At 74.5% G+C, this 24,880-nt stretch carries 30 protein-coding genes and 1 riboswitch; of the genes, 22 read left to right on the top strand and 8 right to left on the bottom strand.

Annotated features, from left to right (window positions below; all coding sequences use genetic code 11):
• Window positions 1–143: 143 nt before the first annotated feature.
• The gene (locus tag ACFQPS_RS04815; protein WP_377356896.1) at window positions 144–557 is read right to left on the bottom strand and encodes a hypothetical protein; all 414 of its coding nucleotides are present in this window, start codon (window positions 555–557) and stop codon (window positions 144–146) included.
• A 356-nt stretch (window positions 558–913) separates the two neighbouring features.
• On the opposite strand from ACFQPS_RS04815, the gene ACFQPS_RS04810 reads away from it, so the two are divergent.
• On the top strand, window positions 914–1,732 hold the full coding sequence (locus tag ACFQPS_RS04810; RefSeq protein ID WP_377356895.1) for a phage capsid protein: 819 nt from the start codon (window positions 914–916) through the stop codon (window positions 1,730–1,732).
• A gap of 87 nt (window positions 1,733–1,819) precedes the next feature.
• Window positions 1,820–2,089, top strand: a complete 270-nt coding sequence (locus ACFQPS_RS04805) for a hypothetical protein (RefSeq protein WP_377356893.1) — start codon at window positions 1,820–1,822, stop codon at window positions 2,087–2,089.
• 55 nt (window positions 2,090–2,144) lie between these two features.
• On the opposite strand, the gene ACFQPS_RS04800 is transcribed toward ACFQPS_RS04805, so the two are convergent.
• Window positions 2,145–2,387: a hypothetical protein gene (locus ACFQPS_RS04800; protein ID WP_377356891.1), complete on the bottom strand. Its 243-nt coding sequence runs from the start codon at window positions 2,385–2,387 to the stop codon at window positions 2,145–2,147.
• A 77-nt stretch (window positions 2,388–2,464) separates the two neighbouring features.
• On the opposite strand from ACFQPS_RS04800, the gene ACFQPS_RS04795 reads away from it, so the two are divergent.
• The 11 genes from ACFQPS_RS04795 to ACFQPS_RS04745 all read left to right on the top strand — a co-directional run bounded on the left by ACFQPS_RS04795 (window position 2,465) and on the right by ACFQPS_RS04745 (window position 12,788).
• Window positions 2,465–3,061, top strand: coding sequence for a phage connector family protein (locus ACFQPS_RS04795; RefSeq protein WP_377356890.1), 597 nt, complete (start codon window positions 2,465–2,467; stop codon window positions 3,059–3,061).
• The gene (locus ACFQPS_RS04790; RefSeq protein WP_377356889.1) at window positions 3,058–4,968 is read left to right on the top strand and encodes a phage tail protein; all 1,911 of its coding nucleotides are present in this window, start codon (window positions 3,058–3,060) and stop codon (window positions 4,966–4,968) included. Before ACFQPS_RS04795 ends, ACFQPS_RS04790 begins: the two co-directional genes overlap by 4 nt.
• Window positions 4,968–5,501: a hypothetical protein gene (locus tag ACFQPS_RS04785; RefSeq protein WP_377356888.1), complete on the top strand. Its 534-nt coding sequence runs from the start codon at window positions 4,968–4,970 to the stop codon at window positions 5,499–5,501. The genes ACFQPS_RS04790 and ACFQPS_RS04785 overlap by 1 nt, the downstream gene beginning before the upstream one ends.
• Before the next feature lie 162 nt (window positions 5,502–5,663).
• Window positions 5,664–5,981, top strand: coding sequence for a helix-turn-helix domain-containing protein (locus ACFQPS_RS04780; RefSeq protein WP_377356887.1), 318 nt, complete (start codon window positions 5,664–5,666; stop codon window positions 5,979–5,981).
• The gene (locus ACFQPS_RS04775; RefSeq protein ID WP_377356886.1) at window positions 5,978–6,751 is read left to right on the top strand and encodes a HipA N-terminal domain-containing protein; all 774 of its coding nucleotides are present in this window, start codon (window positions 5,978–5,980) and stop codon (window positions 6,749–6,751) included. The genes ACFQPS_RS04780 and ACFQPS_RS04775 overlap by 4 nt, the downstream gene beginning before the upstream one ends.
• 90 nt (window positions 6,752–6,841) lie before the next feature.
• Window positions 6,842–9,229: a glycosyl hydrolase family 28-related protein gene (locus ACFQPS_RS04770; RefSeq protein WP_377356884.1), complete on the top strand. Its 2,388-nt coding sequence runs from the start codon at window positions 6,842–6,844 to the stop codon at window positions 9,227–9,229.
• A 20-nt stretch (window positions 9,230–9,249) separates the two neighbouring features.
• Window positions 9,250–9,777, top strand: a complete 528-nt coding sequence (locus tag ACFQPS_RS04765) for a hypothetical protein (RefSeq protein ID WP_377356882.1) — start codon at window positions 9,250–9,252, stop codon at window positions 9,775–9,777.
• A 14-nt stretch (window positions 9,778–9,791) separates the two neighbouring features.
• Entirely contained in the window at window positions 9,792–11,324 is a 1,533-nt protein-coding gene (terL, locus tag ACFQPS_RS04760; protein ID WP_377356880.1) for a phage terminase large subunit, read from the top strand.
• Between the two features lie 17 nt (window positions 11,325–11,341).
• Entirely contained in the window at window positions 11,342–11,680 is a 339-nt protein-coding gene (locus tag ACFQPS_RS04755) for a hypothetical protein (protein ID WP_377356878.1), read from the top strand.
• A complete protein-coding gene (locus tag ACFQPS_RS04750; RefSeq protein WP_377356876.1) occupies window positions 11,677–12,219 on the top strand; it encodes a cell wall hydrolase in 543 nt (180 codons plus the stop codon). Before ACFQPS_RS04755 ends, ACFQPS_RS04750 begins: the two co-directional genes overlap by 4 nt.
• Before the next feature lie 80 nt (window positions 12,220–12,299).
• Complete coding sequence (locus tag ACFQPS_RS04745) at window positions 12,300–12,788, top strand: 3TM-type holin (protein WP_012568248.1); 489 nt, start codon at window positions 12,300–12,302, stop codon at window positions 12,786–12,788.
• A 203-nt stretch (window positions 12,789–12,991) separates the two neighbouring features.
• Here the strand turns inward: ACFQPS_RS04745 and ACFQPS_RS04740 are convergent, their stop codons facing one another.
• Both ACFQPS_RS04740 and ACFQPS_RS04735 read right to left on the bottom strand, forming a co-directional pair.
• Window positions 12,992–13,237, bottom strand: a complete 246-nt coding sequence (locus ACFQPS_RS04740) for a BrnA antitoxin family protein (protein ID WP_377356874.1) — start codon at window positions 13,235–13,237, stop codon at window positions 12,992–12,994.
• Window positions 13,197–13,469, bottom strand: a complete 273-nt coding sequence (locus ACFQPS_RS04735; RefSeq protein ID WP_377356872.1) for a BrnT family toxin — start codon at window positions 13,467–13,469, stop codon at window positions 13,197–13,199. The genes ACFQPS_RS04740 and ACFQPS_RS04735 overlap by 41 nt, the downstream gene beginning before the upstream one ends.
• A gap of 119 nt (window positions 13,470–13,588) precedes the next feature.
• Window positions 13,589–13,689: riboswitch (TPP riboswitch) on the top strand.
• Between the two features lie 2 nt (window positions 13,690–13,691).
• On the opposite strand from ACFQPS_RS04735, the gene thiO reads away from it, so the two are divergent.
• From thiO to ACFQPS_RS04700, 7 genes are all read left to right on the top strand, one after another.
• Window positions 13,692–14,909, top strand: a complete 1,218-nt coding sequence (thiO, locus tag ACFQPS_RS04730; protein ID WP_377356871.1) for a glycine oxidase ThiO — start codon at window positions 13,692–13,694, stop codon at window positions 14,907–14,909.
• Window positions 14,906–15,118 (top strand): sulfur carrier protein ThiS, encoded by a 213-nt coding sequence (gene thiS / locus ACFQPS_RS04725; RefSeq protein WP_377356869.1) that lies wholly within the window; start codon window positions 14,906–14,908, stop codon window positions 15,116–15,118. Before thiO ends, thiS begins: the two co-directional genes overlap by 4 nt.
• 41 nt (window positions 15,119–15,159) lie before the next feature.
• Window positions 15,160–15,936, top strand: coding sequence for a thiazole synthase (gene thiG / locus ACFQPS_RS04720; RefSeq protein ID WP_377356867.1), 777 nt, complete (start codon window positions 15,160–15,162; stop codon window positions 15,934–15,936).
• A gap of 65 nt (window positions 15,937–16,001) precedes the next feature.
• Complete coding sequence (locus ACFQPS_RS04715; protein ID WP_377356866.1) at window positions 16,002–16,637, top strand: thiamine phosphate synthase; 636 nt, start codon at window positions 16,002–16,004, stop codon at window positions 16,635–16,637.
• A gap of 142 nt (window positions 16,638–16,779) precedes the next feature.
• A complete protein-coding gene (locus ACFQPS_RS04710) occupies window positions 16,780–17,976 on the top strand; it encodes an acyl-CoA dehydrogenase family protein (RefSeq protein ID WP_377356865.1) in 1,197 nt (398 codons plus the stop codon).
• 165 nt (window positions 17,977–18,141) lie between these two features.
• On the top strand, window positions 18,142–19,128 hold the full coding sequence (gene meaB, locus ACFQPS_RS04705; protein ID WP_377356864.1) for a methylmalonyl Co-A mutase-associated GTPase MeaB: 987 nt from the start codon (window positions 18,142–18,144) through the stop codon (window positions 19,126–19,128).
• 119 nt (window positions 19,129–19,247) lie between these two features.
• Window positions 19,248–20,297, top strand: a complete 1,050-nt coding sequence (locus ACFQPS_RS04700) for a hypothetical protein (RefSeq protein WP_377356863.1) — start codon at window positions 19,248–19,250, stop codon at window positions 20,295–20,297.
• A gap of 189 nt (window positions 20,298–20,486) precedes the next feature.
• Here the strand turns inward: ACFQPS_RS04700 and ACFQPS_RS04695 are convergent, their stop codons facing one another.
• Together ACFQPS_RS04695 and pyrF are read right to left on the bottom strand one after the other, a co-directional pair.
• Window positions 20,487–21,131: a phosphoribosylanthranilate isomerase gene (locus tag ACFQPS_RS04695; protein WP_377356861.1), complete on the bottom strand. Its 645-nt coding sequence runs from the start codon at window positions 21,129–21,131 to the stop codon at window positions 20,487–20,489.
• Window positions 21,131–21,862 (bottom strand): orotidine-5'-phosphate decarboxylase, encoded by a 732-nt coding sequence (gene pyrF / locus ACFQPS_RS04690; protein ID WP_377356859.1) that lies wholly within the window; start codon window positions 21,860–21,862, stop codon window positions 21,131–21,133. The genes ACFQPS_RS04695 and pyrF overlap by 1 nt, the downstream gene beginning before the upstream one ends.
• A gap of 260 nt (window positions 21,863–22,122) precedes the next feature.
• Here pyrF and ACFQPS_RS04685 point away from each other — a divergent pair, with 260 nt between their 5' ends.
• Together ACFQPS_RS04685 and ACFQPS_RS04680 are read left to right on the top strand one after the other, a co-directional pair.
• On the top strand, window positions 22,123–22,500 hold the full coding sequence (locus ACFQPS_RS04685) for a hypothetical protein (RefSeq protein WP_377356858.1): 378 nt from the start codon (window positions 22,123–22,125) through the stop codon (window positions 22,498–22,500).
• Window positions 22,478–22,957 (top strand): helix-turn-helix domain-containing protein, encoded by a 480-nt coding sequence (locus ACFQPS_RS04680; protein WP_377356856.1) that lies wholly within the window; start codon window positions 22,478–22,480, stop codon window positions 22,955–22,957. The genes ACFQPS_RS04685 and ACFQPS_RS04680 overlap by 23 nt, the downstream gene beginning before the upstream one ends.
• Window positions 22,958–22,995: 38 nt before the next feature.
• On the opposite strand, the gene thpR is transcribed toward ACFQPS_RS04680, so the two are convergent.
• Both thpR and ACFQPS_RS04670 read right to left on the bottom strand, forming a co-directional pair.
• Window positions 22,996–23,598 (bottom strand): RNA 2',3'-cyclic phosphodiesterase, encoded by a 603-nt coding sequence (gene thpR, locus ACFQPS_RS04675; RefSeq protein WP_377356854.1) that lies wholly within the window; start codon window positions 23,596–23,598, stop codon window positions 22,996–22,998.
• A gap of 32 nt (window positions 23,599–23,630) precedes the next feature.
• The gene (locus ACFQPS_RS04670; RefSeq protein WP_377356852.1) at window positions 23,631–24,701 is read right to left on the bottom strand and encodes an aldo/keto reductase; all 1,071 of its coding nucleotides are present in this window, start codon (window positions 24,699–24,701) and stop codon (window positions 23,631–23,633) included.
• Window positions 24,702–24,880 lie beyond the last annotated feature (179 nt).

Below are 24,880 nucleotides of genomic sequence, written 5' to 3'. Positions count from 1 at the left end.
CATCGCCCGTGATTGCATGGGCTTGCGCGAGTGACACGGTGAAAGTCTCCCGGCCGTAGCACCGGACAGGGTTGCCGCTCCCGGCAGCCGGTCCGGGAGCGTCATGTGGGGTTCCCTGGGAGGCCCCACCTCGCGCCTTTTCCTCACCCTTCCCTGACGACCGGCCGGATCAGCGGATGACGGCCGAAGACGCGCTGCACCTCCCTGGGGCGCAGACAGTGGAAGCTGACCACATACATCTCGCGCCCGCAGGCGGTCGCCTTGATCGCCACCTTGAAGTGGGTCATGTGCCGGACACTGTCCTCATGAACCAGGACAAGGGACCGGGCCGTATCCTGAAGAACGGCAGCTTGCCGCAACGCCACAGGCAGGACCAGGTAATGGTCCAGGGTGATGTCCGGGTGGTTGCGTCTCTGCTTTGCCATCGTCTCCGGCGACAGCAGCACATGGCGCGTCGTGGCCCCGATCGCTCCGTGCAGCTCGGGGCCGAGCACCCCTACCGTGAGCGGACTGTGCCGCTGTCCGTCATAAAGGGATCGAAGCAGGAGCCTGTTCACGCGAGCAGAGAGTCCGACACCTTGATGGCCTACTTCAAGGAGTAGCCCAGGTCGGCAGGTCCGGGAAGACCTTCTGCGGTAGCGAAGGCCCCGCACACGGTTTTTCCCGCTTGACACAATAGGACTAATAACCCATAACGGGGTCAGCACCGCCCGACGTGTGTCCAGGGGGCAGCGGCGGGCGCCCGGCCGGGGAACCGCGCCTGCCGTCTGGCGGGCGGGTCCGGCCCCAGCCCCCTGATCTTCGCCCTTTTCCACCCCATCGTCGCGCCGTCGCCGCGGCCGGGTCCCCTTGGCCGGGGGGGCCGGGAACCGGGCCGTTTCCGCGCGCCCGCACCCTAGGAAGGAATTCCCGGATGTCCACGACGATCGACCAGGCCTTCATCAAGCAGTTCGAGCGCGAGGTCCACGAGTCCTACCAGCGCATGGGCTCGAAGCTGCGCGCCACCGTCCGCCACAAGACCGATGTCCAGGGCGCCTCCACCGTGTTCCAGGTGGTCGGCCGCGGCGCCGCCAGCACCAAGGCCCGGCACGGCAAGGTGCCGGTGATGAACCTGGAGCATTCCCATGTGGAATGCGCGCTGGCCGACTATTACGCCGGCGACTGGGTGGACCGGCTGGACGAGCTGAAGGTGAACATCGACGAGCGCGCCGTCGTCGCCAATGCCGGCGCCTATGCGCTGGGCCGCAAGACCGACGAGCTGATCATCGCCGAGCTGGACCGCTCCGCCAATCTGGCCGGCGCCGCCACCGACGGGCTGACCCGGGACAAGGTCCTGGCCGCCTTCGAGATGCTGGGCGCCGCCGACGTGCCGGACGACGGCCAGCGCACCGCCGTCGTCGGCTGGAAGCAGTGGAGCCAGCTCCTGGCCCTGCCGGAGTTCGCGGACGCCGACTATGTCGGCCCCGACGAGCTGCCCTGGCGCGGCACCCAGGCCAAGCGCTGGCTGGGCACGCTCTGGATGCCGCATTCCGGGCTGACCCTGACCGGCGGGGTCCGGCTCTGCCACTGGTATCACCGCACCGCCGTGGGCCATGCCGCCGGCGCCGACGTGGCGACCGACGTGACCTGGCACGGCGACCGCGCCGCCTTCTTCGTCAACCACATGATGAGCCAGGGCGCCTGCCTGATCGACGCCAAGGGTGTCGTCACCCTGCGCTGCAAGGAGGCGTGAGGGGCCGCCCGGCCCCTCCTCTCCCGCTTCCTCCGCCGCCCCCTTCCCCGACCCGCCTCTCCCCCCGACCACCCCGGAGATCCCGCGATGGCCTTCCTGCCGAAGGACCTGAGCGTGCTGGCCTATGCCAACGGCTTCACGCTCTGGCACTACACCACCCCCGACCTGCACACCCAGGTGCGCGCGACCGGCTACTTCAACGCCGCCGGCCACATGCTGCGGGTCGGCGACATGCTGCTGGCGAACACCGACACGGACGGCGCCCCGGCCGCCGGCCTCCTGGTCGTCGCCAGCAATGCCGCCGGCATCGTGGACCTGTCCGACCTGACCCCGGTCGGCGCCACCGATACGGACTGACCGGCCCCGGACCGCTGCCAGCGCCGCCCGCCCGGTACCGCCGCGCCCGGGGCGCTCAGTCCTGCGCCTGCGACAGGACGGAGCCGGCGAGCCGACGGGCGGCCGCCGTGGCGGAGCGGTCCTGCAACACCCGCCCCGCGAGGCTGGCCATCCGCTCCGACGTGTGCTCCCCGACGCCATGCGCCTGGGTGAGAGCGGATGCCGCCAGCGAGCGGGCGTCGCGGGACGCCGTCTTCTGGGTCAGCACCTTGGCAGCCAGCGTCTGCAACGCCTCCGACGTTTCCCTGGAACCCGGCATCGTGAACCCCCGTCCGATGTCAATGGTAGCGATGGGGCATAATACCAGAATGCTTTTTAGTTGCAATGGAGACCAGAATGGCCCTCACCGCGATCGGCCTGTGCGCCCGCGCGCTCCTGAAGATCGGGGCCGCCGGCATCGCCAGCTTCGCCGACGGCACGGCGGAGGCGGAGGTGGCGGCGGCGCTCTACGCCCCCACGCGCGATGCGCTGCTCTCCGCCCACGGCTGGAGCTTCGCCACCCTGCATGCCGGGCTGGCCCGGCTGGCCGACCCGCCCGAGGGCACCGCTCCGGCCGGACCGGAGCACGCCTTCGCCCTGCCCGACGGCTTCCTGCGGGCGCTGTCGGCCGGGCGCGGCGGGCGGATGCGGGGGCTGGAGTACCGCATCCAGGGCGGCACCCTGCGGGCCGCCGCGGACGCCGTGATCCTGACCTACCTGCACCGCCCGGCGGAGGAGAGCTTCCCGCCCTTCTTCGACCAGGCCCTGATCGCCCGGCTGGCGGCGGAGTTCTGCCTGCCGCTGACGGAGAATTCCAGCCGGGCGGAGATGCTGTGGCGGCTGGCCGACGCCGAGTTCCGCCGTGCCCGCCTGATCGACACGCAGCAGGACAGCCAGGACCGCTTCGAGGACTTCACCCTGATCGAGGCCCGGCAGGGCGGGGGTGTGGCATGACCCGCCTCCGCAGCGTCAAGACCGCCTTCACCGGCGGCGAGCTGTCGCCCGACCTGCTGGGCCGCGGCGACCTGCGCAGCTACGAGACGGGCGCGCTCGCCCTGCGCAACGTGCTGATCCTGCCGACCGGCGGGGTGACGCGGCGGCCGGGCACGGCCTACCTCGCCACCCTGCCCGGCCCCGGCCGGCTGGCCGCCTTCGCCTTCGACACCGAGCAGGCGTACCTGCTGGCCTTCACCGACCGGCGGCTGGAGGTGTTCCGCGACGGCGCCACCGAGGCGGTGCTGGCGACGCCCTGGACCGCCGGGCAGCTCGCCCAGCTCGCCTGGACCCAGTCGGCCGACGTGCTGCTGGTCTGCCATCCCGACGTGCCGCCGCGCCGCATCGTCCGCAGCGGCGACCGGCGCTGGCGCTGCGAGGCGTGGCGCTTCTCGACGGTGGAGACGGCGGACGGCCGCGCGCTCCAGCGGCTTCCCTTCCACCGCTTCGCCGATGCCGCGGTGACGCTCACCCCCTCCGGCACCCGCGGCCGGGTGCGGGTGCGCGCCTCCGCCCCCGTGTTCGACGGCGCGCATGCCGGCCGGCCGTTCCGGCTGCGCCGGCGCCAGGGGCTGGTGGTCGCCGTGCGCTCCCCCACCCTGGCGGAGATCGACCTGCTGGAGGCGCTGCCGGACGCGGCGCCGAGCATCGACTGGGACGAACCCGCCTTCTCCCCCCTGCGCGGCTGGCCGGTCAGCGCCTGCTTCCACCAGGACCGGCTGGTGATCGGCGGCAGCCGCGACCTGCCCAACCGGCTCTGGCTGTCGCGCTCGGGCGACCTGTTCGACTTCGATCCGGGCGAGGGGGAGGACGACGAGGCGATCGAGTTCGCCATCCTGTCCGACCAGGTGAACGCCATCCGGCAGGTCTTCTCCGGCCGGCACCTCCAGGTCTTCACCACCGGGGCGGAATGGGCCGTCACCGGCGAGCCGCTGACCCCGAAGGAGGTGCGGCTGGACCGGCAGAGCCGGGTCGGCAGCGGTCCCGGCCGGCAGATCCCGGCGCGGGAGGTGGACGGGGCCACCCTGTTCGCCGGCCGCGACGGGGCGGTGCGGGAGTTCCTCTGGACCGACCTGGAGAGCAGCTACAGCACCACCGACCTGACGCTGGCCGCCGGCCATCTCTGCCGCGCCCCGGTGGAGCTGGACGTGGACCCCGGCCGCCGGCTGCTGCTGGCGGTGCAGGCGGACGGCGGCGTCGCCGCCCTGACGCTGGACCGGGCCGAGCAGGTCACCGGCTGGACCCGGCTGGAGACGGACGGCGCCGTCCGCTCCCTCGCCGTCGTGCGCGGCGAGGTCCACTGGCTGGTGGAGCGGCAGGGCCGCTGGATGCTGGAGCAGTGGGAGGACGGCCTCGCCCTGGACAGCGCGCTCTCCGGCCTTGCCGACCCGCCGACGCCGCGCTGGTCGGGCCTGTCGCATCTGGAGGGCCGCCGCGTCGCCATCGTGGCGGACGGCTGCCTGCCGGGACCGGCGGTGGTGGAGGCGGGGCGGCTGCGGCTGGACCGGCCGGCCGGGATCGTCACCGCCGGGCTGCCCTACACCCACCGGGTGGAGCCGCTGCCGCCCAACGCCCTGGCGCCGGAGGGCCAGGGCCGCGCCCTGCGCCCGCTGGCCGTGACCTTCCGCGTGGCCGCCACCCCCGCCCTGCGGGCCGATCTCGGCCGCGGCATGGTGGAGGTGCCGCTGCGCCGGATGGATCAGGCGCCGCTCTCCAGCCGCCCGGCCGCCCCCTTCACCGGCGACCGCCGGCTGGCGGCGCTGGGCTGGGTGCACGACCGCACCCGGCCGCTCTGGCGGATCGAGGAGGACCGCCCGCTGCCCTTCACGCTGCTGTCCGCAACCCTTGAGCTGAAGGTGAACGACTGATGGCCGGACTGACCACGCCCGTGCTGGCGACCCTGGGCACGGTGCGGACCGTGAAGTCCGCGGCCCGCACCCTGGGCCTGGACGGCGGCGGCGATGACGACGAGGAGCGCCGCCGGCGGGAAGACGACCTGCTGGACTACCGTCAGGCGGTGGAGCTGTCGCAGCTCCGCGCCGCGCAGGACCTGGAGGCGGAGACCCGCCGCACCGATGCCGGGCGCCGCGCCCGCCAGATCGCCGTCGAGGCGCAGGCCGCGGAGACCCGGCGCCAGCGCTCCCTGCGCCGGGCCGTGGGCCGGCAGCGGGCGAAGCTGGGCGGCCAGGGCATCTCCGCCGCCGACGGCTCGGGCGAGGCGATCCTGCTGGGCCTCGTGCGCGAGGCGGCGGAGGAGGACGCCACCGCCCGCAGCCTGGACGCGCTGCGCCTGAAGGCCCTGGATGACGAGGCCCAGGCCGCCTACCGGCGCAACCTGCTGGACCTGTCCGAGCTGACCGAACGCCAACGCCTGCAACGCCTCGCCCGCGGCTATTCCTGACCCGGACAGGCCCCCCTGACGCAGCCCCATGTCGACGAACGTCGATATCGATACCATGTCGGCGAGCGCCGACATTGACACCAGGTCGACGAACGTCGACATTTTCCCCATGCGGACGATCGTCGACACCGCTCGACCGTCCCCGACCGGAGGCGACGACCCATGCGCGTCCTGACCCCGAAGGATCTCGGCACCGCCGTCGGCCGCCGCCGCCGCGCCCTCGGCCTCAGTCAGCGGACCCTGGCGGAGAAGGCCGGCGTCAGCCGCGACTGGCTGATCGGCCTGGAGCAGGGCCGGCCGCGGGCGGAACTGGGTCTGGTGCTGCGGACCCTGGCGGCGCTCGACCTCGCCCTCCGGCTCGACGCCGGGGATGGGGCCGGGGACGGGGCCGGGGACGCCGGCGCCGACGGCGGACCGCCCGCGGCCGCGGACATCGACCTGGACATGGTTCTTGAGCGCGCCCGCCGGAGAGAGCCGTGAACGGGCCGCTGACCGTGCTGCTCGCCGGGCGGGAGATCGGCGAGCTGTCGTCCCGGAAGGGGCGGTGCGTCCTGCGTTACCGGGAGCCGACCGGGGACGGCCAGGGGCAGTCCGCCACAGCTCCGCCGCAGTCCCTGTCGCTGCCCCGGGACCGGGAGGAGCATGCGGGCGAGGCCGTCGCCAATTTCCTCTGGGGGCTGCTGCCGGACAACGAGGCGGTGCTCCAGCGCTGGGGCCAGCGGTTCGGCGTCTCCCCGCGCAACGTCCTGGCCCTCCTCGGCCATGTCGGGGAGGACTGCGCCGGTGCCGTCCAGATCGTCCGCCCCGACCGTCTGGCCGCGATCCGCGAGCCCCGGCCCCTGGAGGTCAACTGGCTGATCGCCGGGACGGATGCGCACGCCAAGAACTACTCCCTGCTGCACGGGCGGGGCGGTCAGGTCCGCCTTGCCCCCCTCTACGATCTTGCGAGCGCGCTGCCCTACGGATCGCTCGACCGCAGGCGCCTGAAGTCGGCCATGCGGATCGGCGAACGCTACGTCCTCGAAGAGATCGGCCCGCGCGACTGGCGCCGGCTCGGCCCGGCGCTGGCGATGGGCGGCAACCGCGTGCAGGACCGGATCGCCGCGCTGCTGGACCGCGTCCCGGCGGCGCTGGAGGAGACGGCCGACAAGATGGCCGACCAGCGCCTCACCCATTCCGTTCTGGACCGCCTGCGAACCGCCCTGCCCGACTGGATCGAGGCACGCCGCCGCGCGATGCGGGGGACGTGATCCCGGACCCGGCGCCCCTGTCCGGGACCCGGCATCCTCCGGCCTGACGGGGTCGGAGCGCGAGACCTCACTGCATTTCCTGGAGCCATCATGACCGAGCACATCCCCGTGCCCGCGGTGAGCCCGCGCGTCCAGTACCGGGCGGACGGGCAGACCACCCGCTTCGTCTTCGCCTTCCCGATCTTCGCCGCCGGCGACCTGAAGGTCTTCCTGGACGCGGCCCCGCAGGACCAGGGCTATGCCCTGGCCGGGATCGGGGCCGCGGGCGGCGGGGCGGTGACCTTCGCGCTGCCGCCCGCCGACGGCGTGCTGGTGACGCTGGAGCGCCGGCTGGCGGTGGAGCGGCTGACCGACTTCCAGGAGAGCGGGCCGCTGGCCGCGCGCAGCCTGAACGAACAGTTCGACCGGCTGACGGCGCAGATCCAGCAGCTCGCCGCCGACCAGGAACGCATGCTGCGCTATGCCGGCACCGACCTGCCGGCGGGCGCCCTGCTGCCCGACCGCCGGGTCCGCGCCGGCCGCGTCCTGGGCTTCGACGCCGAGGGCAACCCGGTGGCGCTGGACCCGGCCGGGCTGCCGGCCCCGCTGCCCGCCGCCGTGCAGGCCGGGGCCGGCGCCGTCGCCCGCAGCCTGCCCGACAAGCTGCGCGACAGCGTCTCGGCCAAGGATTACGGCGCCGTGGGCGACGGCATCGCGGACGACACCGCGGCCATCCGGGCGGCGCTGGCGGCGCACCGGGCCGTCCACCTGCCGGCCGGGGCCTACCGCATCAGCGGCACCCTGACGCTGCGCTACGGCCAGACCCTGTCCGGCGTCGGCGAGGGATCGGTGATCCAGGCGCGGGCCGAGCCGTTCGACGCCGCCGCCCTGCCCGGCTACGACAGCCCCTTCAACGCCGTGGAGATCGTGGAGGGCTACGCCGCCCTGCGCGACCTGCGCATCGTCGGCGGGGCCACGGGGATCAAGCTCTACGGCCGCGACGGGCCGTGCGTGAAGAACGTGGTGGAGAACGTCTCCGTCTGGGACACGCTGATCGGCATCGTGCTGGACGGCCACGCCGATGCCGACCGGCCCTGCTACTGGAACCACGTCGCCCGCGTGCTCTGCGCCCGGCAGCAGCTCCACGGCGTGCTGCTGACGGTGGAGAGCACGGGCGACACGCCCAACGCCAACAAGTTCCACGATGTGCGGGTCTATTCCCTGGGCGCGCCGATCCAGGGCTGCGGCTTCTTCCTGTCGGCGGCGCGCTTCAACAACAGCTTCGTGGACTGCGAGGCGAACCTGCACCCGTCGGGGGAGGCGTGCTTCCGCCTGGGCGCCGCCACGGACCAGACCCTGATCGTGAACTTCTACGCCGAGAGCCTGGGCGCCCTGCCCGGCGTCCGGATCGACAACGGCAGCCGCGACACCAGCATCGTCAACCTGTTCAGCGCCACCGCCGGGCAGCCGATCTGGGACCCGGCGGAGACCCGCGCCTTCACGGCCGTGAATGCCGGGCACCCGACGCGCAACTACCTGAAGAAGACCTGGATCACCGACCTGCGGCTGGAGGGGTTGCAGCTCGACACCGACTATGTCGAGCCCGCGACGGGCGGGCTGGTGGAGCCGGACCTGCGTTCCACCACCTACCTCGTCTCCGCCTTCGGCGGGCCGGTGGAGTTCCGCCTGCCCGCGGCCGACCCGGCGAACGGCCGCGTCGTCACCGTGAAGAAGACCGATGCCAGCCCCAACCCCGTCCGCATCACCGAGGATGGCGGCCCCGGCCCCGACAACCGGGAGGTCGTGCTGGCCAACCGCTACGACGTCGCCACCCTGGTCTCCAACGGCGCCACCTGGTGGCTGACCGGCTCCAACCTGCTGCCGGAGAACGCCTGGTTCCATGACGAGCCCGGCCTCTACCGGCCCGACACGACCCGCCGGCTGCATCTGGTCGGCACGGCCGGCGGGGCGGTGGAGGTGCGCCTGCCCGCCCCCGGCGACCCCCAGGCCGCCGGCCGCTGGCTGACGGTGAAGAAGTCCGACGACGGCAGCGCCCCCGTCACCGTCACGACGGACGGCGGCGGCGGGCCGGAGGGGCGGCCCTGGCTGCTGGGCCGGCGCTACGACCATGTCACCGTCTTCAGCAACGGGGCGGAATGGCTGGTCACCGGCGCCGCACGGCCGCGCGCCGCCGTGCGCTTCCACGAGGCGGCGGGGCTGCTGGAGGCCGACCTGGGCGCCGACATCTACCTGGTCAGCGCCTTCGCCGGCCCGGTGGAGGTGCGCCTGCCCGCCCCGGCCGCCGCCCATGCCGGCGCCGTCGTCTCCGTCAAGAAGACCGATCCCGGCCCCAACCCCGTCAGCGTCACCGCCGCCGGGGACGGTTCCGGTGGGAGCGGACCCGACGGGGCGGCACAGACGCTGGCCGCGCAGCACGCGGCCCTGACGGCCGTCTGCAACGGCGCCGCCTGGCACCTGCTGTCCCGCCACCCCGCCTGATCCCGACCGGAGCCGCCGCCATGCGCGACCGTCCGACGCCCGACCCCTCGTCCGACCTTCCGCCGGACCTGTCGCCCGGCCTGCTGCCGGCGGCCCTGGCCCGGCTGCTGCCGGTGGGCTGCCGGCATGTCGCCGCCTTCATCGAGGCCGGCCCTGCCTCGGACGCGGACGCAGGAATGCCCGACGCCCGCGCCTTCAAGGACTGGTGCGCCGCCGGCAAGGCCGGGGTGGCGCTGCTGGACGCGCTGGTGCGGCTGTCGCAGCGCGTCGCCCCGGAGGCCGTCCCCCTCGCCGGCGCCCCATCACCGGACGGCCCATCACCGGACGGCCCATCACCGGACAGTCCCCCGGCGGAGGGCTCCCCGGACACCCCCGCGGAATCCCCGGCAGCGGCCGGCCCGGAGCAGCCCGGCGGGCTGGCCGGGCTGCTGGCCGAGTCCCGCGCCGAGATCGCCGCCTGGCGCGCCCGCCGCGCCGAGCCCACCGATCCCGCGTCCGCCGCTCCCGACCCTGACCCGGCCGGGCCGGACCCGCCCGACACGAGCTGACCCGCAGGAGAGCCATGCCGCCCGTCCGCTTCACCGAGTTCCTCGCGCTCTGGAACCATCTCCAGGGCCGCGGCACCCCCGACCTGCACCTGGAGATGGCCGACTGGCTGGAGGACGCCCTGGCCCGCGGCCGGCGCGAGCTGCTGCTGCTGGCCTTCCGCGACAGCGGCAAGTCCAGCATCGTCGGGCTCTACTGCGCCTGGCGGCTGGCCCGCGATCCCGACTGCCGCATCCTGGTGCTGGCCGCGGACCTGACCCTGGCCAAGAAGATGGTCCGCACCGTGAAGCGGGTGGTGGAGCGCCACCCGCTCTGCGCCGGGCTGAAGCCGGAGAAGCGGGAGCTGTGGGGGGCGGAGGCGTTCACCCTGCACCGCCCCCTGGTCGGCCGCGACCCCTCCATGGCGGCGCAGGGGGTGGGCGGCAACTTCACCGGCAGCCACGCCGACCTTGTCGTCTGCGACGACGTGGAGGTGCCGAACACCTGCGACACCGCCCCGAAGCGGGAGGAGCTGCGCACCCGCCTGCGGGAGATCGCCTCCGTCCTGGCGCCGGGCGGGACCTCGCTCTACATCGGCACGCCGCACACCTGGTACTCGATCTACGCCCGCGAGCCGCGGCCCGAGCTGGGCGAGCGGGAGCCGTTCCTGGCCGGCTACGCCCGGCTGGAGCTGCCGGTCTACCGCGAGGGGCCGGACGGCGCCCGCCTGCACCTCTGGCCCGAGCGGTTCGGGCCGGAGGTGGTGGAGCGCATCCGCCGCCGCGCCGGCCCGGCCAAGTTCCTCTCGCAGATGCTGCTGACGCCGCGGCCCGCCGCTGCCGGCCGGCTCGACCCCGACCGGCTGCGGCCCTACGCGGCCGAACCCGACATCCGCACCGTGCAGGGCCGCCCGGTGCTGACGCTGGAGGGCCGGCGGCTGCTGACCGCGCGGGCCTGGTGGGACCCCGCCCTGGGCCGCCCCGCCGCCGGCGGGGAGAGCGGGGCCGGCGGGGGCGAGGAGGGCGGCGGGCGCGGCGACGGCAGCGTCGTCGCCGTCGTCTTCGGCGATGCCGACGGCCGCGCCTACCTGCACCGGGTCCTCTATGTCCGCGCGGCGGAGGGGACGGAGCCGGCGCAGGACCAGTGCCGGCAGGTGGCCGACCTGGTGGAGGCGCTCCAGCTCGCCACCCTGCATCTGGAGACGAACGGCATCGGCGGCTTCCTGCCGGGGCTGCTGCGCCAGACCCTGGCCCGGCGCCGGCTGGCCTGCGCCGTGCTGGAGGAGACCAGCCGCCGGCCCAAGGCCCTGCGCATCCTGGAGGCGTTCGACGCCCGCCTCGCCGCCGGCATGCTCGCGGCCCACCGCTCCGTCTGGGAGACGCCGTTCGTGCGGGAGATGCGCGACTGGCGCCCGGACGGGCGCGGCGGCCACGACGACGGGCTGGACGCCGCGGCCGGCGCGCTCCTCGCCAGCCCGGCCCGGCTGCCCCGCCTGCCGCCGCCGCCGCGCGCCCCCGGCTGGGGCGGCGGCACCGAACCCTTCCTGGCCGACACCGATTTCGACCCCTGATCCGGAGACGCACGACCATGACCGACACCACGGGCCTGGACCTGGCCTGGTGGATCACCGCCATCGACCTGCCCGCGCTGGGCGGGCTGTTCTGGCTGATCCTGAAGGTCCGCAAGGATGCCGACGCCGCCCTGGAGCGCGCCCGCGCCGGCATCGACGCCACCTCGGTGCAGATGCGCGAGGCGCTCGCCGCCTACAAGCTGGAGGTGGCGAAGACCTACGCCTCCCTGGGCACGCTGCGGGAGGTGGAGCAGCGCCTGACCGACCACCTGCTGCGCATCGAGGCGAAGCTGGACGGCGCCCGTGCGGCCGCCACCCGCGCGACCGCCACCCGCGCGACCGGGGGTGCGGCATGACCGGCCCCTCGGAGATCGCGGCCGCCGGCACGCCCGCCGGTACGCCCGCCGGCACCCCCGCCCGGCCCCGTCTCGTGCCCGAACCGCCCGATCTGCCCCCCGATCTGCCGCCCGGCCCGCCCCCCGGCGGCGACGCGGTGGACGTGCTGGCCCGCACCCTCTGGGGGGAGGCGCGCGGCGAGTCCGTGCGCGGGATGGAGGCGGTGGCCGCCGTGGTGATGAACCGCGTCGCCGCCGCCCGCGCCGGCCGGGTGCGCTGGTGGGGCCGCACGGTGGCGGAGGTCTGCCGCGCCCCCTGGCAGTTCTCCTGCTGGAACGAGGGCGACCCCAACCGCCCCCGGCTGCTGACCGTCACCGCCGCGGACCCGGCCTTCGCCGCCGCCCTGCGCATCGCCCGCCGGGCCGTGGCCGGCACGCTGGGCGACCCGACCGGCGGCGCCACCCACTACCACCGCGGCGGCATCACGCCGTCCTGGGCGGCCGGCCGGGCGCCGTGCGCGGAGATCGGCCGGCACCTCTTCTACCGCGACGTCGGCTGACGCGCCCCGCCCCGCGCCCCGCCTGCCCTACGCCCCTGCCCGAAGCACCCCTGCCCCCCTGCCACCGACGGAGACCACCCATGATCCCCGCCCTTCTTGCGAAACTCGGCCTGCCGCTGCTCGTCCAGGCGGCGGGCCAGGGCCTTGCCCGCATCGACCACCCCGCGGCCCGCGCCGCCGCCGAGGCGCTGACCGAGGTCGGCACCTCCATCGGCGCCGGGGCCATCACGCCCGAGCAGGTGGCCGAGGCCAACCGCCATGTCGAGCGCATGGCCGAACTGGAATCGGACGAGGCCCGCACCACCCTGCGCGAGGTCAATGCCAGCCTGCGGGCCGAGGCCGCCTCGCAGGACGCCTATGTCCGCCGCATGCGCCCGACCTTCGGCTACATCATGGCCGTGACCTGGGGGGCGCAGATGGGGTCCGTCGCCTGGATCACCATCGCCGATCCGCCCGCCGCCGCGGGCGCCGTCGCCGCCCTGGCCAGCCTCACCACCATCTGGTCGGTCGGCCTCGGCGTGCTCGGCATCTATGTCTACAAACGCTCGGAGGAGAAGAAGCCGCGGTAGGTCGGAGCGCGCGGGGCACCTGCGTGCCGGCGCTGGACGGCCGCGGCACCGCACGGCATCCTGGGGACGTGGGCGACCAAAACGGGATGGTGGATCAGGCTTCGGCCCCAAGGGTGGTTTCCCTCACCCCGCCCACACCCCCGCTCCTGCCCCGCTCCTGCCCCGCTCCCGCACCGGCACCGCCGCCCCCGAAGCCCCCCGCCTCAGAGCCCCAGGGCGTTCCGCAGCAGCGCGTTGGCGCGCGTCTGCCAGCCCGGCCCGTCCTGCCGCAGCCGCTCCACCACGTCCGCGTCGAGGCGGAGGCTGGTGGCTACCTTGGGCCGGCCCTGGGCGGGCGGGCGGCCCCGCCGGGCCTGGGCGAACTTCCGCTGCCACTCCGGGGCGGACAGGTCCGGCGCGTCGTCCGGGTCAGTCCAGGTCGGGTCCGTAGAGGTCCTGTTCCCGTTCATTGGCCTTCCTCATGCTGATGATCCGCCGTGCCGTGCCGCGCGGGGTCCACACGATCACGACCATGCGTCCGCGGAGCCTGCCGATGCTGATGAACCGGGGTTCGCCGTAGTCCTGCCGGTCATCCGGGACGGTCAGGGTCGGACCGTCGAAGACCTCTCCGGCCGCGGCCATGTCGAGGCCGCGGTTGGCAAGGGTCGCCGCCCGCTTCTCCGGGTCGAACTCGATCCGCATGGGAATAATGTATATACGGAAATCGGAACCGTCAACCGACGGAGCCGACGCCCCGCCCGCGCCCACCCTCTCGCCGCACCCCCCTTGCAATCCGGCGCCGGCCGCGCCAAGAGAAGGGGATCGTCAACCCGGGGTGCCGGGGCGCTCCGCCCCGGCTGAGATCACACCCGTCGAACCTGATCCGGGTCATGCCGGCGAAGGGAGGTCATCATCAGCACCGTCATGAGCACCAGCCTGTCTGCCGCGCCCGCCGCCGGCGCGCGTCCGTCCGTCGCCATCATCGGCGGCGGCATCATCGGCCTTGCCATCGGCTGGCGCCTCGCCGCCGCCGGCTGCCGCGTGGACATCTTCGAGAAGGGCCGGGCCGGCCAGGGGGCGAGCCATGCCGCCGCCGGCATGCTGGCCGCCGGCGCCGAGGCCGAGCCGGGCGAGCAGCGCCTGCTGCCGCTCTGCCTGGAGAGCCGCAGCCGCTGGCGCGGCTTCGCCGCCGAGCTGGAGGCGGCCAGCGGCCAGCCGGTCGGGCTGCGCGACGAGGGCACCCTGATCGTCGCGCTGACCCGCGACGATGTCGAGGTGATGCGCGTCAACCACCAGTTCCAGCGCGGCCTGGGCATCGAGAGCCACTGGCTAACCGGGGCGCAGGTGAAGGAGCTGGAGCCTTTCCTGACGCCGCGCGCCGTCGCCGGCGTGCTGAGCCCGCTGGACAACCAGGTGGACAACCGCAGGGCCACCGCCGCCCTGCGCGTCGCCTTCGAGCGCGCCGGCGGCCGCCTGCACGAGGACAGCCCGGTCGAGGCGGTGGACGCCGAGGCCGGCCGGGTGCGCGGCGTGGTCGTCGGCGGCCGGGCGCACGCGGCCGACATGGTGGTGCTGGCGGCCGGCGCCTGGTCGCGCCAGATCGCCGGGCTGCCGGCCGCGGCGGTGCCGCCGGTGCGCCCGGTGAAGGGCCAGCTCCTCTCCGTCGCCATGGACCCGGCGGCCCCGCTGCTGCGCCACGTCCTCTGGGCGCCCAAGTGCTACATGGTCCCGCGCGCCGACGGCACCCTGATCATCGGCGGCACGACCGAGGAGAAGGGCTGGGACGACAGCCTGACCGCCGGCGGCGTGCTGGCCATGCTGGAGGGGGCGTGGCGCACCCTGCCCGGCATCGAGGAACTGCGGATCTCCGAGATGTGGACCGGCTTCCGCCCCGGCAGCCGCGACGACGCGCCCCTTCTGGGCCCGGTCGCGGGCGTGGACGGGCTGGTGCTGGCGACCGGGCACCATCGCAACGGCATCCTGTTGACGCCGGTGACCGCCGACCTCGTGGCCGGCTTCATCCTCACCGGACGGCAGGACCCGCTGATGCAGCCCTTCGGCCTGGACCGCTTCGCCGCCACCGCTGCGGCCGCCGCTGCCAACCCGATGCCGGCGGGGGTGCCGGCGGGAGTGCCGGCATGACCACCGGCACGACCACCGTCAACGGCAAGCCGCGGCCGGACGCCGCCGGCCCGCTGCTGGACCTGCTGGCGCGGGAGGGCTTCGACCCCGGCGCCCGCGGCATCGCCGTGGCGGTGAACGGGGCCGTGCTGCCCCGCGGCCGCTGGGCCGACGCCGCGGTGGCCGAGGGCGACGCGGTCGAGATCGTCCGCATCATGCAGGGCGGCTGAGCCCGGCCCGCCCGTTCCCCCGTATCCCGAGCGAGACCCGGATGAGCCAGAACGACCTTCTCACCATCGCCGGCCGGTCCTTCGCCTCCCGCCTGTTCCTCGGCACGGCCGGCTATCCGAACCAGCAGGTGTTCCTGGACAGCCTCGCCGCCTCCGGGGCGGAGGTGCTGACCGTCTCCGTCCGCCGGGCCGATCTCTCGGGCTATGGCGAGGGCCTGCTCGACCTCGTGGCCGGCAAGGTCTGGCTGCTGCCGAACACGGCCGGCTGCGCCACCGTGAAGGACGCGGTGCTGACCGCGCAGCTCGCGCGGGAGGCGCTGGACACGCCCTGGATCAAGCTGGAGCTGATCGGCGACCGCGAGACGCTCTACCCCGACGTGGAGCAGCTCCTGCGCGCGGCGGACGAGCTGGTGCGCGACGGCTTCGTGGTGCTGCCCTACTGCACCGACGATCCCGTGGTCTGCCGCCGGCTGGCCGATGTCGGCTGTGCCGCGGTGATGCCGCTGGGGGCGCCGATCGGCACCGGGCTGGGCATCCTGAACCCGCTGAACATCGAGACGATCTGCGCCCGCAGCCCCGTCCCGGTGGTGCTGGACGCCGGCATCGGCACGGCCAGCGACGCCGCCCTGGCGATGGAGCTGGGCTGCGACGCCGTGCTGCTGAATACCGCCGTCTCGCGCAGCACGGACCCGGTGATGATGGCCGCCGCCATGCGGGCGGGGGTGGAGGCCGGACGGCTGGCCCGGCGGGCCGGGCGCATCGCCAAGCGGACGCGGGCCGAGCCGTCCAGCCCGGAGCTGGGCCTCGTCGGCTCCTGAGCCGACCGGCCATGCGTTCCCGGGCCATGCGGCCCCGTGCCGGGCCCCCGCCGCCAGGCCGCTCCTTGCCGGGCCGCCCCCTCCCTTCCCCGCCGCTGCTGCTGATCACCGACCGCGCCCAGGCGCGGCTGCCGCTGCCTGCCCTGCTGGACGCCGCCTTCGCCGGCGGGCTGCGCTGGGCCAGCCTGCGGGAGAAGGACCTGGACCCGGCCGCCCGGCGCGATCTGCTGGCCGCCCTGCTGCCCGTCGCCCGCCGCCACGGGGCGGTGCTGACCGTCCATGCCGACCTGGACGCCGCCCGCCTCTGCGACGGGCTGCACCTGCCGGACGGCCCCCATGCCGATGCGGACGTTGCGACGGCCCGCGCGGCCCTGGGGCCGGCGGCGCTGGTCGGCGTCTCCTGCCATGACCGGGCCGGCGTGGCCCGCGCCGCGGCGGCGGGGGCGGACTATGTCACGCTGGGGCCGGTCCGGCTGACCGCCAGCAAACCCGGCTACGGCCCCGCCCTGGGCTTCGGGCCCCTGCGCGACGCGGCGGCCCTGGGCGTTCCGGTGCTGGCGCTGGGCGGGGTGGATGCCGGCTGCGCCGGGGACTGCCGCGCCGCCGGGGCGGCCGGGCTGGCCGTCATGGGCGGACCGATGCGCGCCGCCGACCCGGCCGCCGAGGCCCGCGCCCTGGTCGCCGCCTGGGCCGCCGCCTGAACCGCTGCCTCCTGACTTCCCCTCACCCTCTGCCCGCTGCGCGGACCCCGCCCGCCCCCGCCCTGGACGGGCCGGCGGGGCGGCCGCATCCTGCCGGCTGCGTCGCGCAGAACGACAGCAGAACCAACCGGGAGGAGGACCCATGCCGCTCGATCACGCGGTCGATCCGGAGGCATTCCGGCAGGAGGTGCGGGAGTTCCTGCGCACCGAGCTGCCGCCGGCGCTCGTCGCCGCCTACCGCCGCAGCTCGGCCGTCGTGCCGGACCCGGAGATCGGGCGGGAGTGGCAGCGCATCCTGAACCGCCGCGGCTGGGGGGCGCCGCACTGGCCGGCGGCGTTCGGCGGCACCGACTGGACCCCGGCGCAGCACTACATCTTCGAGACGGAATGCGCCAACGCCGACACCCCGCCCGTGTCGCCCTTCGGGCCGCGCATGATCGGGCCGGTGCTCATCAAGTTCGGCCGTCCCGACCAGCAGCAGCGTTTCCTGCCCCGCATCCTGGCGGCGGAGGACCAGTGGTGCCAGGGCTATTCGGAGCCGGGCGCCGGCTCCGACCTTGCCAGCCTGAAGACCCGCGCCGTGCGCGACGGCGACGATTATGTCGTCACCGGCACCAAGATCTGGACCAGCAGCGCCCATGTCGCGGACTGGATGTTCGCGCTGGTGCGCACCAGCGACCAGGGCAAGCCGCAGGAGGGCATCAGCTTCCTGCTGATCGACATGCGCTCGCCCGGCGTCTCCGTCCGGCCGATCCTGCTGATCGGCGGCGACCACGAGGTCAACCAGGTCTTCCTGGACGAGGTGCGGGTGCCCGTCGCCAACCGCGTGGGCGAGGAGAACCAGGGCTGGACCGTCGCCAAGTACCTGCTGGAGCATGAGCGCGGCGGCGGGCTGGCCGGCGTGCGCTTCCGCCGGGCGGTGCAGCGGCTGCGCCGGCTGGCGGCGGCGGAGGAGGCGGGCGGCGGCCGGCTGACGGACGACCCCGCCTTCCATGCCAGGCTGGTGCAGGCGGAGCTTGAGGCCCTGACGCTGGAGGCCATGGAGGCCCGGCTGGCGGCGGAGGCCGAGCGGACCGGCCGCATCGGCAACGGGGCCAGCCCGGTCATGGTCAAGCGCGGCGAGGTCCGCCAGCTCGTCACCGAGCTGACGGTGGAGGCCGCGGGCCTCTACGCCCTGCCCTGGGGCACGCCGCGCGGCGACACCAACGAGGCGCCGGTGGGCCCCGACTGGGCCGCCCCGGCCGCGGCCGCCTACCTGAACGCCCGCGCCACCACCATCTTCGGCGGCTCCGCCGAGGTGCAGCGGGAGATCATCGCCAAGCAGATCCTGGGTCTTTAGCGCCGGGGGCGCCCGGGGCCAGTAGCGCCGGGGGCCGCCAGCGCCGTCGCACCGCTCCCCCGGACCTCCCCCGGGGGTGGCGGGGCGGGCGGCGGGGCGGTAAGGTCGCCCGGTCCGCCCGGCGGCATCCCGCCCCGGGCCTTCCCGTCCCGCGCGCCCCCGATCATGTCCCAGCCCGCCGTCGCCGCCGACCTCGCCCCCCGCATCCGGGCCGGCGAGCGCCGCGCCCTCGCCCGCGCCATCACCCTGGTGGAGAGCACCCGCCCCGACCACCGCGCCGCCGCGGAAGCGCTGCTGGCGGAGCTGCTGCCCGACACCGGCCGCTCCACCCGCATCGGCATCACCGGCGTGCCCGGCGTCGGCAAGAGCACCTTCATCGAGGCGTTCGGCCTGCACGTCATCGGCCGGGGGCACAAGGTCGCCGTGCTGGCCATCGACCCGACCAGCCAGCGCACCGGCGGCTCCATCCTGGGCGACAAGACCCGGATGGAGGAGCTGTCGCGCCACCCGGACGCCTTCATCCGGCCCTCGCCCGCCGGCACCACCCTGGGCGGCGTCGCCCGCCGCACCCGCGAGGCCCTGCTGCTGGTGGAGGCGGCGGGCTTCGACGTGGTGATCGTGGAGACGGTCGGGGTGGGCCAGTCGGAAACGGCGGTGGCCGACATGGTGGACCTGTTCCTGCTGCTGCTGCCGCCGGCCGGCGGCGACGAGTTGCAGGGCATCAAGAAGGGCATCGTCGAGCTGGCCGACCTGATCGTCGTCAACAAGGCCGACGGCGATCTGGTGGCCGCCGCCCGCCGCGCCGTGGCCGAGTACCGGCACGCGCTCGCCATGCTGCGCCCGGCCAGCCCGCACTGGCGGGTGCCGGTGCTGAGCTGCTCCGCCGCCACCGGCGCCGGCATTCCGGAGGTGTGGGGCACGGTGGGGGCCTACCGCGCGGCGCTGGACCCGTCGGGCGCGCTCGGAAGGCGCCGGGCGGAGCAGGCCCGCGCCTGGATGTGGAGCGAGATCCGCGAGAGCCTGCTGGCCGCCTTCCTGGCGGAGCCCGCCGTCACCGCCGCCCTGCGGACGCTGGAGGCGGAGGTCGCGGCCGGCCGGGCCACGCCGGGGGCGGCGGCGCGCACCCTTCTGGAGAGATTCCGGAGTCGCTGAGCCCTTTGGCCTTCCCTGCGGATGGGAAACTGGTCTATGGTTGCAGAGATACCTCAATAGAAAGCGGACGCGCAGCGGTCTGCGGGCGTTGTCGCCTTCCTTCCATTAGGGGCTCCAGCATGGCCAGGCACCGTTTCCTTGTCCTTCTCTTCGCCGGCGCCCTGCTGCCGGCCCTGCCGCTGGTGGCCCTGGCGCCCCAGGCCGCCGCGCAGCAGACCGCGCAGGCGCTCACCACGCTGCCGCCGGCCCTGCGCGCCGCCGTGCTGAGCGGCAACGCGCAGCAGGTGCAGCAGGCCATCGCCGCCCTGTCCAGCGGCGATCCGCAGCGGGCCGCCACCCTGGCGGCCTCCACCATCAACGCGGCGGAGCAGCTGGTCGCCACCAACCCGCAGGCGGCCATCCAGGTCGCCGCCGCGGCGGTGGAGACGGTGCGCAGCCAGTCGGTGCAGCAGTCCTCGCCGCAGCAGACGGAATCGGTCATCACCGCGGCCGCCCGCATCTTCGTGGCGCCGGCGGTGCAGAGGGTGGCCCCCGCCGCCGTGGCGCAGGTCGCGGCCGCGGCGGTGCAGGTCGCCACCGCCACCCGGAACCCGACGCTGACGGCCAACGTCGCCGCGCAGGCCGTGGCGGCGGCGGAGGCCATCGTCGCCACGAACCCGGCCGCCGCCGTGCAGGTGACCGCCGCCGCGGTGCAGGCGATCAACAGCCCCACCGTGCAGCAGGCCGCGCCGGCGCAGGCGCTCCAGGTCGCCACCACCGCCGCGCGCATCACCACCCAGCCCTCGGCGCAGCAGGCCGCGCCGCAGGCGGTCGCCACGGTGGCGACCAGCGTGGCCCAGATCGTCACCAATCCCGTGGTCTACCAGTCGTCGCCGGCCGCGGCGGTGCAGACGCTGGCGAACGCCGTCGCCGCCGTCTCCTCCCAGGCGGTCGCCGCGGTGGCGCCGCAGGCCGCCCAGAGCGTGACGCAGACGGTCAATCAGGCCGCCAGTTCCACGGCGCTGGCCCAGGCCAATCCGGGCAACGCCGCCCAGCTCAACGCCGTGCTGACCGGGCAGAACCCGACGCAGGTCGCGCAGCAGCAGACCACGCAGCAGAACAATACGCCGCCGGTGGCGCCGGTGCCGGCGCCACCGGCGGAAAATCCCAACCAGTCCAGCCCGACCTGAGGGCCGGCCCCTCCGGGTGCTTCAGGCCCAATCGGTGCTTCAGGCAATACGGCCGCGGGATCACCCCCGCGGCCGTTTCCGTTCCGGGGTCTGCCCCCCTTCGCTACCGTGCCCTTCGCTGCCGCGCCCTTCGCTGCCGTGACTGCCGAAGCGGGCTGCCCATCACGGCGCCCCCTCACGGCACACCCCTCACAGCGCGGCGGCGCAGGCCAGGAAGCCGGCCACCAGGGCGGGGTCCTTGTGGCCGGGCCGGTCCTCCACGCCGGAGGAGACGTCCACCGCCGTGGCGCCGGTGGCGCGCACGGCGTCGGCCAGATTGCCGGCGTTCAGGCCGCCGGACAGCATCCAGGGCCGGGCCCAGGTGCGGCCGGCCAGCAGCGTCCAGTCGAAGCTCAGCCCGTTGCCGCCCGGCAGCGCCGCCACGCCCTTCGGCGCCTTGGCATCGAACAGCAGGCGGTCGCAGGCGCCGTCATAGGCGGCGGCGCGGTCCAGGTCGGCCGCCTCGGCCACCTTCACCGCCTTCATCACCTCGATCCCGTAGGCGGCGCGCACTTCCGCCACCCGCTCCGGCGTCTCCTCGCCATGGAGCTGGATCAGGTCCAGCGGCACGCTGCCCAGCACCCGTTCCAGCATCAGCTCGTCGGGGTCCACGAACAGGCCCACCACCCGCACCCCGGTCGGCACCTGCCGGGCCAGCTCGGCCGCCAGCTCCGGCGCGACATGGCGGGGCGAGCGTTCATAGAAGACCAGCCCGACATAGCGCGCACCGCCGGCCACGGCGGCGGCCAGGGCGTCGGGCCGGTTGATGCCGCAGATCTTGACCTGGACCGGCATCAGCCCAGCTCCGTCCCGATGCGCCGCGCCGCCTCGGCGGGGTCCGCGGCGGCCGTGATGGGCCGGCCGATCACCAGATGGTCGGCGCCCGCGGCCACCGCCTCGGCCGGGGTCATCACCCGCTTCTGGTCGCCCGCCGCGGCCCAGGCCGGGCGGATGCCGGGCACCATCAGGGTGAAGCCGGGGTCGAGCCGGCGGCGCAGCGGCGCCACCTCGGCGGGGGAGCAGACGGCGCCGTCGATGCCGGCCTCGGCGGTCAGCTCGGCCAGCCGCGCCACCTGGTCCTCCACCGGGCCGGCCTGCCCGACGGCGGCCAGGTCGTCGGCCCCCAGGCTGGTCAGCACGGTGACGGCCAGCAGCTTCGGCCGCGGCACGCCCAGCCGTTCCGCCTCCTCGGCGGCGGCGTCCGCCGCGGCGCGCAGCATGGCGCGGCCGCCGGAGGCATGCACGGTCAGGAAGGCGGGGCGCAGCGGTACGGCGGAGCGCACGGCCCCCGCCACCGTGTTCGGGATGTCATGGAACTTCAGGTCCAGGAACAGCGGCAGGCCGGTGCCCTCGGTCACGGCCCGGATGCCGTCCGGCCCGCAGGCGACGAAGAACTCCAGCCCCAGCTTCAGCCCGCCGACCGTGCCGGCCAGCCGTCCGGCCAACTGCCGCGCCGCCGCCACCTCGGGCGTGTCCAGGGCGACGAAGATGCGGTCGGCACGGGCGGATCGGGTCTCGGGGGTCATGGCGCAGGCTCCAGGCAACGGGTCCCAGTCGGCAGGGTCCCTGTAGATTCGGCAGGGTCCCTATAGGTAGCGCGCCCGCTCCCCGCCGCCCAGCCGTCATTGCGCCCTGCCGGCGGAAAGGAAAACGATGCACTCATAGGGCGTTCAGTCTTGTTGCTTTCTCGCGTACAATTGCCAACGCGCTCGCAGGCGCCCCATCACGATGACGGGTCTGCCGCTTGCTTCCCCCACCCCTTCAACCTATCATCATGATGGGCTCCATGACACCGGAGCGGGCGCGCGCCCAGATACGCTTCCTGGCGGAGGCAGACCGGCTGCTCCTGCTCCGCCATGCGCGGGACCGGGAGCCCGGCGCCGGGAAGTTCCCGCTGACCCGGGAGCAGATCCGGCAATGTCTGCTGCATGGCGTCGTCCGGGAAGGACCATCACCGGATATCCGCGAGCCGGATGGCTGGAAGTTCACCATGCGGCGCCTGCGCGAGGGCGAACGGCATGAGGTCGCCGGTGTGCTGATCCCCGGACGGAACGTGCTGGTCATCACCGGCTATGGCTGGGACAGGATCGCGCGCCGGCCGCGGGGCACCGCCGGCGGCACGCGGGCAAAAGGACAGGATGATGACGACGCTGACGGAAGCTGAAACCGGGACCCGTCACCACTACGTCGAATGCGGGCTCGACTATGTCTGGCTGGAGGGCGGCTTCGTCCGGGAGGAGACCGCCTATGGCCCGGCGGTGAGGGTGGAGCACGCCTCGGCCCTGGATCGGGCCATCGCCGAGGCGGTCGTCCGCCACCGCCGCCACCTGACGGGTCAGGAGGTGCGCTTTCTGCGTGGCCTGATGGACCTGACGCAGGAGGGGCTGGCCGCGCTGCTGGGCAAGGACGCCCAGTCGGTCGCCCGCTGGGAACGCGCCCGCACCCGGATACCGCCGACGGAGGACCGCGCCCTGCGCCAGCTCTTCCTGGAGCATGCCGGCAGCGCCCAGTCCTTCACCGAGACGGCCCGGCGGACCGCCGCGATCCGGGGCGAGGTGGTGGCACTCTCGGCCTCCGGCGGGGAGGGCGGCTCCTGGCGCGTCGCGGCGGAGCGCCCCTGACGCCCGGCCGCCAGGAACTTCTTCAGCAGCCCGTTCCCTCACCCGCCCGCGTCCGCCGCGTCGTCGTGCTCATCGTCATCGTCATCATCATCGGGCCGCCAGCCGCCCAGGGGGTAGCTGCGCAGCTCGTGGTAGATGCTGCCGCCCTTGCCCAGCACGCTCTCGAACAGGACGAAGCGGTCCACCGTCAGCGGCCCCTCGCGGAACAGGCCGTTCTCGGCGATGAAGCGGCCGACCTTGTGGGCGGGCGCCTCGGCGGTCAGGCGGGCCAGGGTGACGTGCGGCATGAACTTGCGCTCCTCCGCCGGCTGGCCGGCGCGGACGACGGCGGATTCCACCTTGTCGCGCAGATGCGCCAGCGCCTCGCTGCGCGCCACCCCGGCCCACAGCGCGCGCGGCCGGCCGCCGCGGCCGAACTGGCCCAGCCCCTCCAGCATCAGCGGAAAGGGCGGCGCGGTGACAAGGTCCAGCGCGGCGTCGATGTCCTGCGCCGTGCCCTCGTCCACCTCGCCGATGAAGCGCAGGGTGAGGTGGAAGTTCTCCGGCGGCACCCGGCGCGCGCCGGGAAAGCCCGGACCCAGGCGGGAGAGGCGGTCGCGGCTGGGCTCCGGCAGCGGCAGCCCGACGAACAGGCGGATCATCGGCGCCTCCCGTTCAGGGGTGGGGACCGGCGTCAGGGACAGGGGTTCGGGTTGGCGGCGTGGACCCGCCCGATCTCCTCCGACACCGCCACCGGGAGATCCATCCCGAAGGCGTCCAGGTCCGTCGTCAACTGGTCGATGGAGGTGGCGCCGACGATGGTGGCGGTGACGAAGGGCTGGCGGTGGACGAAGGCGAGCGCCATCTGCGCCGGGTCCAGCCCGTGCCGGCGGGCGATGTTGACATAGGCGGCCGTCGCCGCGATGCCGCGCGGGTTGTCGTAGCGGGAGCGGCGCGGGTCGATGGCGCGGCGCGACCCCGGCGGCGGCGCCCCGCCACAGCCGTTGTCGCCCAGATACTTGCCCGAGAGCGTGCCGGCCGCCATCGGCGAATAGGCCAGCAGCCCGACCTGCTCCCGCCCGGCGATCTCGGACAGTCCGTCCTCGAAGGTGCGGTTCAGCAGGTTGTAGGGGTTCTGGATGCTGACGATGCGGGGGAACCCCGTCCATTCGGCCGCGGCCAGGAAGGTCATCACGCCCCAGGGCGTCTCGTTGGAGACGCCGACATGCCGGATCTTGCCGGCGGTCACCAGCCCGGCCAGGGCCTCCAGCGTCTCCTCGATGGGCGTCTCGGGCGGTGCGTCGGGGGTGCCGGCGGCATGGGCGGCGGCGCGGCGGCCGAAGCGGTCGGCCGGGCGGTCCGGCCAGTGAAGCTGGTAGAGGTCGATATGGTCGGTGCGCAGCCGGCGCAGGCTGTCCTCCACCGCCTGCACCAGATTGGCCCGGTCCAGCCGGGCGGTGCCGCCGCGGACCCAGCCGAAGCCGCCCGGCGCCCGGCCGATGGCCTTGGTCGCCAGCACGATGCGGTCGCGCCCGCCGCGGCTGGCGAACCAGTCGCCGATGATGCTCTCGGTGGCGCCATAGGTCTCCGCCCCGGGCGGGACGGGATACATCTCCGCCGTGTCCCAGAAGGTGACGCCGCGGTCCAGCGCCAGATCCATCTGGGCGAAGGCCTCCTCGCGGGTGTTCTGCACGCCCCAGGTCATGGTGCCCAGGCAGACGGCGGACACGGTCAGGTCGGTGCGGCCGAGACGGCGGTATTCCATGGGGGCTTCTATGGGGCTTCTATTCGGAAGGACAGCATCGGAAGGGCGCGTCCCCGAAGAAGGAGCGCCCTTGAGTTAATGGCGGATTCCGCCCATAATTCCAAGACCGCTTCATGGATTTGGCATTCCCCTGTCCAACTGGCGGGACGGATACAAGAGAGCGTGGCATGGGTTCCCGG

Origin of the sequence: Rhodocista pekingensis, from assembly GCF_042665545.1 — a bacterium.
GTDB classification, from domain to species: Bacteria; Pseudomonadota; Alphaproteobacteria; order Azospirillales; family Azospirillaceae; genus Rhodocista; species Rhodocista pekingensis.
The sequence above is the reverse complement of the archived record's forward strand: the minus strand, read 5'-3'. Positions and strand labels throughout refer to the sequence as shown.

What these genes read in the sequence shown, in the direction of transcription:
- thiO (WP_377356871.1), top strand. Translation starts at nt 13,692, where the DNA reads ATGAGCACCAGCCTGTCTGCCGCGCCCGCCGCCGGCGCGCGTCCGTCC.
- ACFQPS_RS04735 (WP_377356872.1), bottom strand. Translation starts at nt 13,469, where the DNA reads ATGCGGATCGAGTTCGACCCGGAGAAGCGGGCGGCGACCCTTGCCAAC.
- ACFQPS_RS04805 (WP_377356893.1), top strand. Translation starts at nt 1,820, where the DNA reads ATGGCCTTCCTGCCGAAGGACCTGAGCGTGCTGGCCTATGCCAACGGC.
- ACFQPS_RS04755 (WP_377356878.1), top strand. Translation starts at nt 11,342, where the DNA reads ATGACCGACACCACGGGCCTGGACCTGGCCTGGTGGATCACCGCCATC.
- ACFQPS_RS04770 (WP_377356884.1), top strand. Translation starts at nt 6,842, where the DNA reads ATGACCGAGCACATCCCCGTGCCCGCGGTGAGCCCGCGCGTCCAGTAC.
- ACFQPS_RS04700 (WP_377356863.1), top strand. Translation starts at nt 19,248, where the DNA reads ATGGCCAGGCACCGTTTCCTTGTCCTTCTCTTCGCCGGCGCCCTGCTG.
- ACFQPS_RS04685 (WP_377356858.1), top strand. Translation starts at nt 22,123, where the DNA reads ATGACACCGGAGCGGGCGCGCGCCCAGATACGCTTCCTGGCGGAGGCA.
- ACFQPS_RS04790 (WP_377356889.1), top strand. Translation starts at nt 3,058, where the DNA reads ATGACCCGCCTCCGCAGCGTCAAGACCGCCTTCACCGGCGGCGAGCTG.
- ACFQPS_RS04680 (WP_377356856.1), top strand. Translation starts at nt 22,478, where the DNA reads ATGACGACGCTGACGGAAGCTGAAACCGGGACCCGTCACCACTACGTC.
- pyrF (WP_377356859.1), bottom strand. Translation starts at nt 21,862, where the DNA reads ATGACCCCCGAGACCCGATCCGCCCGTGCCGACCGCATCTTCGTCGCC.
- ACFQPS_RS04785 (WP_377356888.1), top strand. Translation starts at nt 4,968, where the DNA reads ATGGCCGGACTGACCACGCCCGTGCTGGCGACCCTGGGCACGGTGCGG.
- thiG (WP_377356867.1), top strand. Translation starts at nt 15,160, where the DNA reads ATGAGCCAGAACGACCTTCTCACCATCGCCGGCCGGTCCTTCGCCTCC.
- ACFQPS_RS04670 (WP_377356852.1), bottom strand. Translation starts at nt 24,701, where the DNA reads ATGGAATACCGCCGTCTCGGCCGCACCGACCTGACCGTGTCCGCCGTC.
- ACFQPS_RS04710 (WP_377356865.1), top strand. Translation starts at nt 16,780, where the DNA reads ATGCCGCTCGATCACGCGGTCGATCCGGAGGCATTCCGGCAGGAGGTG.
- ACFQPS_RS04800 (WP_377356891.1), bottom strand. Translation starts at nt 2,387, where the DNA reads ATGCCGGGTTCCAGGGAAACGTCGGAGGCGTTGCAGACGCTGGCTGCC.
- meaB (WP_377356864.1), top strand. Translation starts at nt 18,142, where the DNA reads ATGTCCCAGCCCGCCGTCGCCGCCGACCTCGCCCCCCGCATCCGGGCC.
- thiS (WP_377356869.1), top strand. Translation starts at nt 14,906, where the DNA reads ATGACCACCGGCACGACCACCGTCAACGGCAAGCCGCGGCCGGACGCC.
- ACFQPS_RS04765 (WP_377356882.1), top strand. Translation starts at nt 9,250, where the DNA reads ATGCGCGACCGTCCGACGCCCGACCCCTCGTCCGACCTTCCGCCGGAC.
- ACFQPS_RS04745 (WP_012568248.1), top strand. Translation starts at nt 12,300, where the DNA reads ATGATCCCCGCCCTTCTTGCGAAACTCGGCCTGCCGCTGCTCGTCCAG.
- ACFQPS_RS04810 (WP_377356895.1), top strand. Translation starts at nt 914, where the DNA reads ATGTCCACGACGATCGACCAGGCCTTCATCAAGCAGTTCGAGCGCGAG.
- thpR (WP_377356854.1), bottom strand. Translation starts at nt 23,598, where the DNA reads ATGATCCGCCTGTTCGTCGGGCTGCCGCTGCCGGAGCCCAGCCGCGAC.
- ACFQPS_RS04795 (WP_377356890.1), top strand. Translation starts at nt 2,465, where the DNA reads ATGGCCCTCACCGCGATCGGCCTGTGCGCCCGCGCGCTCCTGAAGATC.
- ACFQPS_RS04780 (WP_377356887.1), top strand. Translation starts at nt 5,664, where the DNA reads ATGCGCGTCCTGACCCCGAAGGATCTCGGCACCGCCGTCGGCCGCCGC.
- ACFQPS_RS04695 (WP_377356861.1), bottom strand. Translation starts at nt 21,131, where the DNA reads ATGCCGGTCCAGGTCAAGATCTGCGGCATCAACCGGCCCGACGCCCTG.
- ACFQPS_RS04750 (WP_377356876.1), top strand. Translation starts at nt 11,677, where the DNA reads ATGACCGGCCCCTCGGAGATCGCGGCCGCCGGCACGCCCGCCGGTACG.
- terL (WP_377356880.1), top strand. Translation starts at nt 9,792, where the DNA reads ATGCCGCCCGTCCGCTTCACCGAGTTCCTCGCGCTCTGGAACCATCTC.
- ACFQPS_RS04740 (WP_377356874.1), bottom strand. Translation starts at nt 13,237, where the DNA reads ATGAACGGGAACAGGACCTCTACGGACCCGACCTGGACTGACCCGGAC.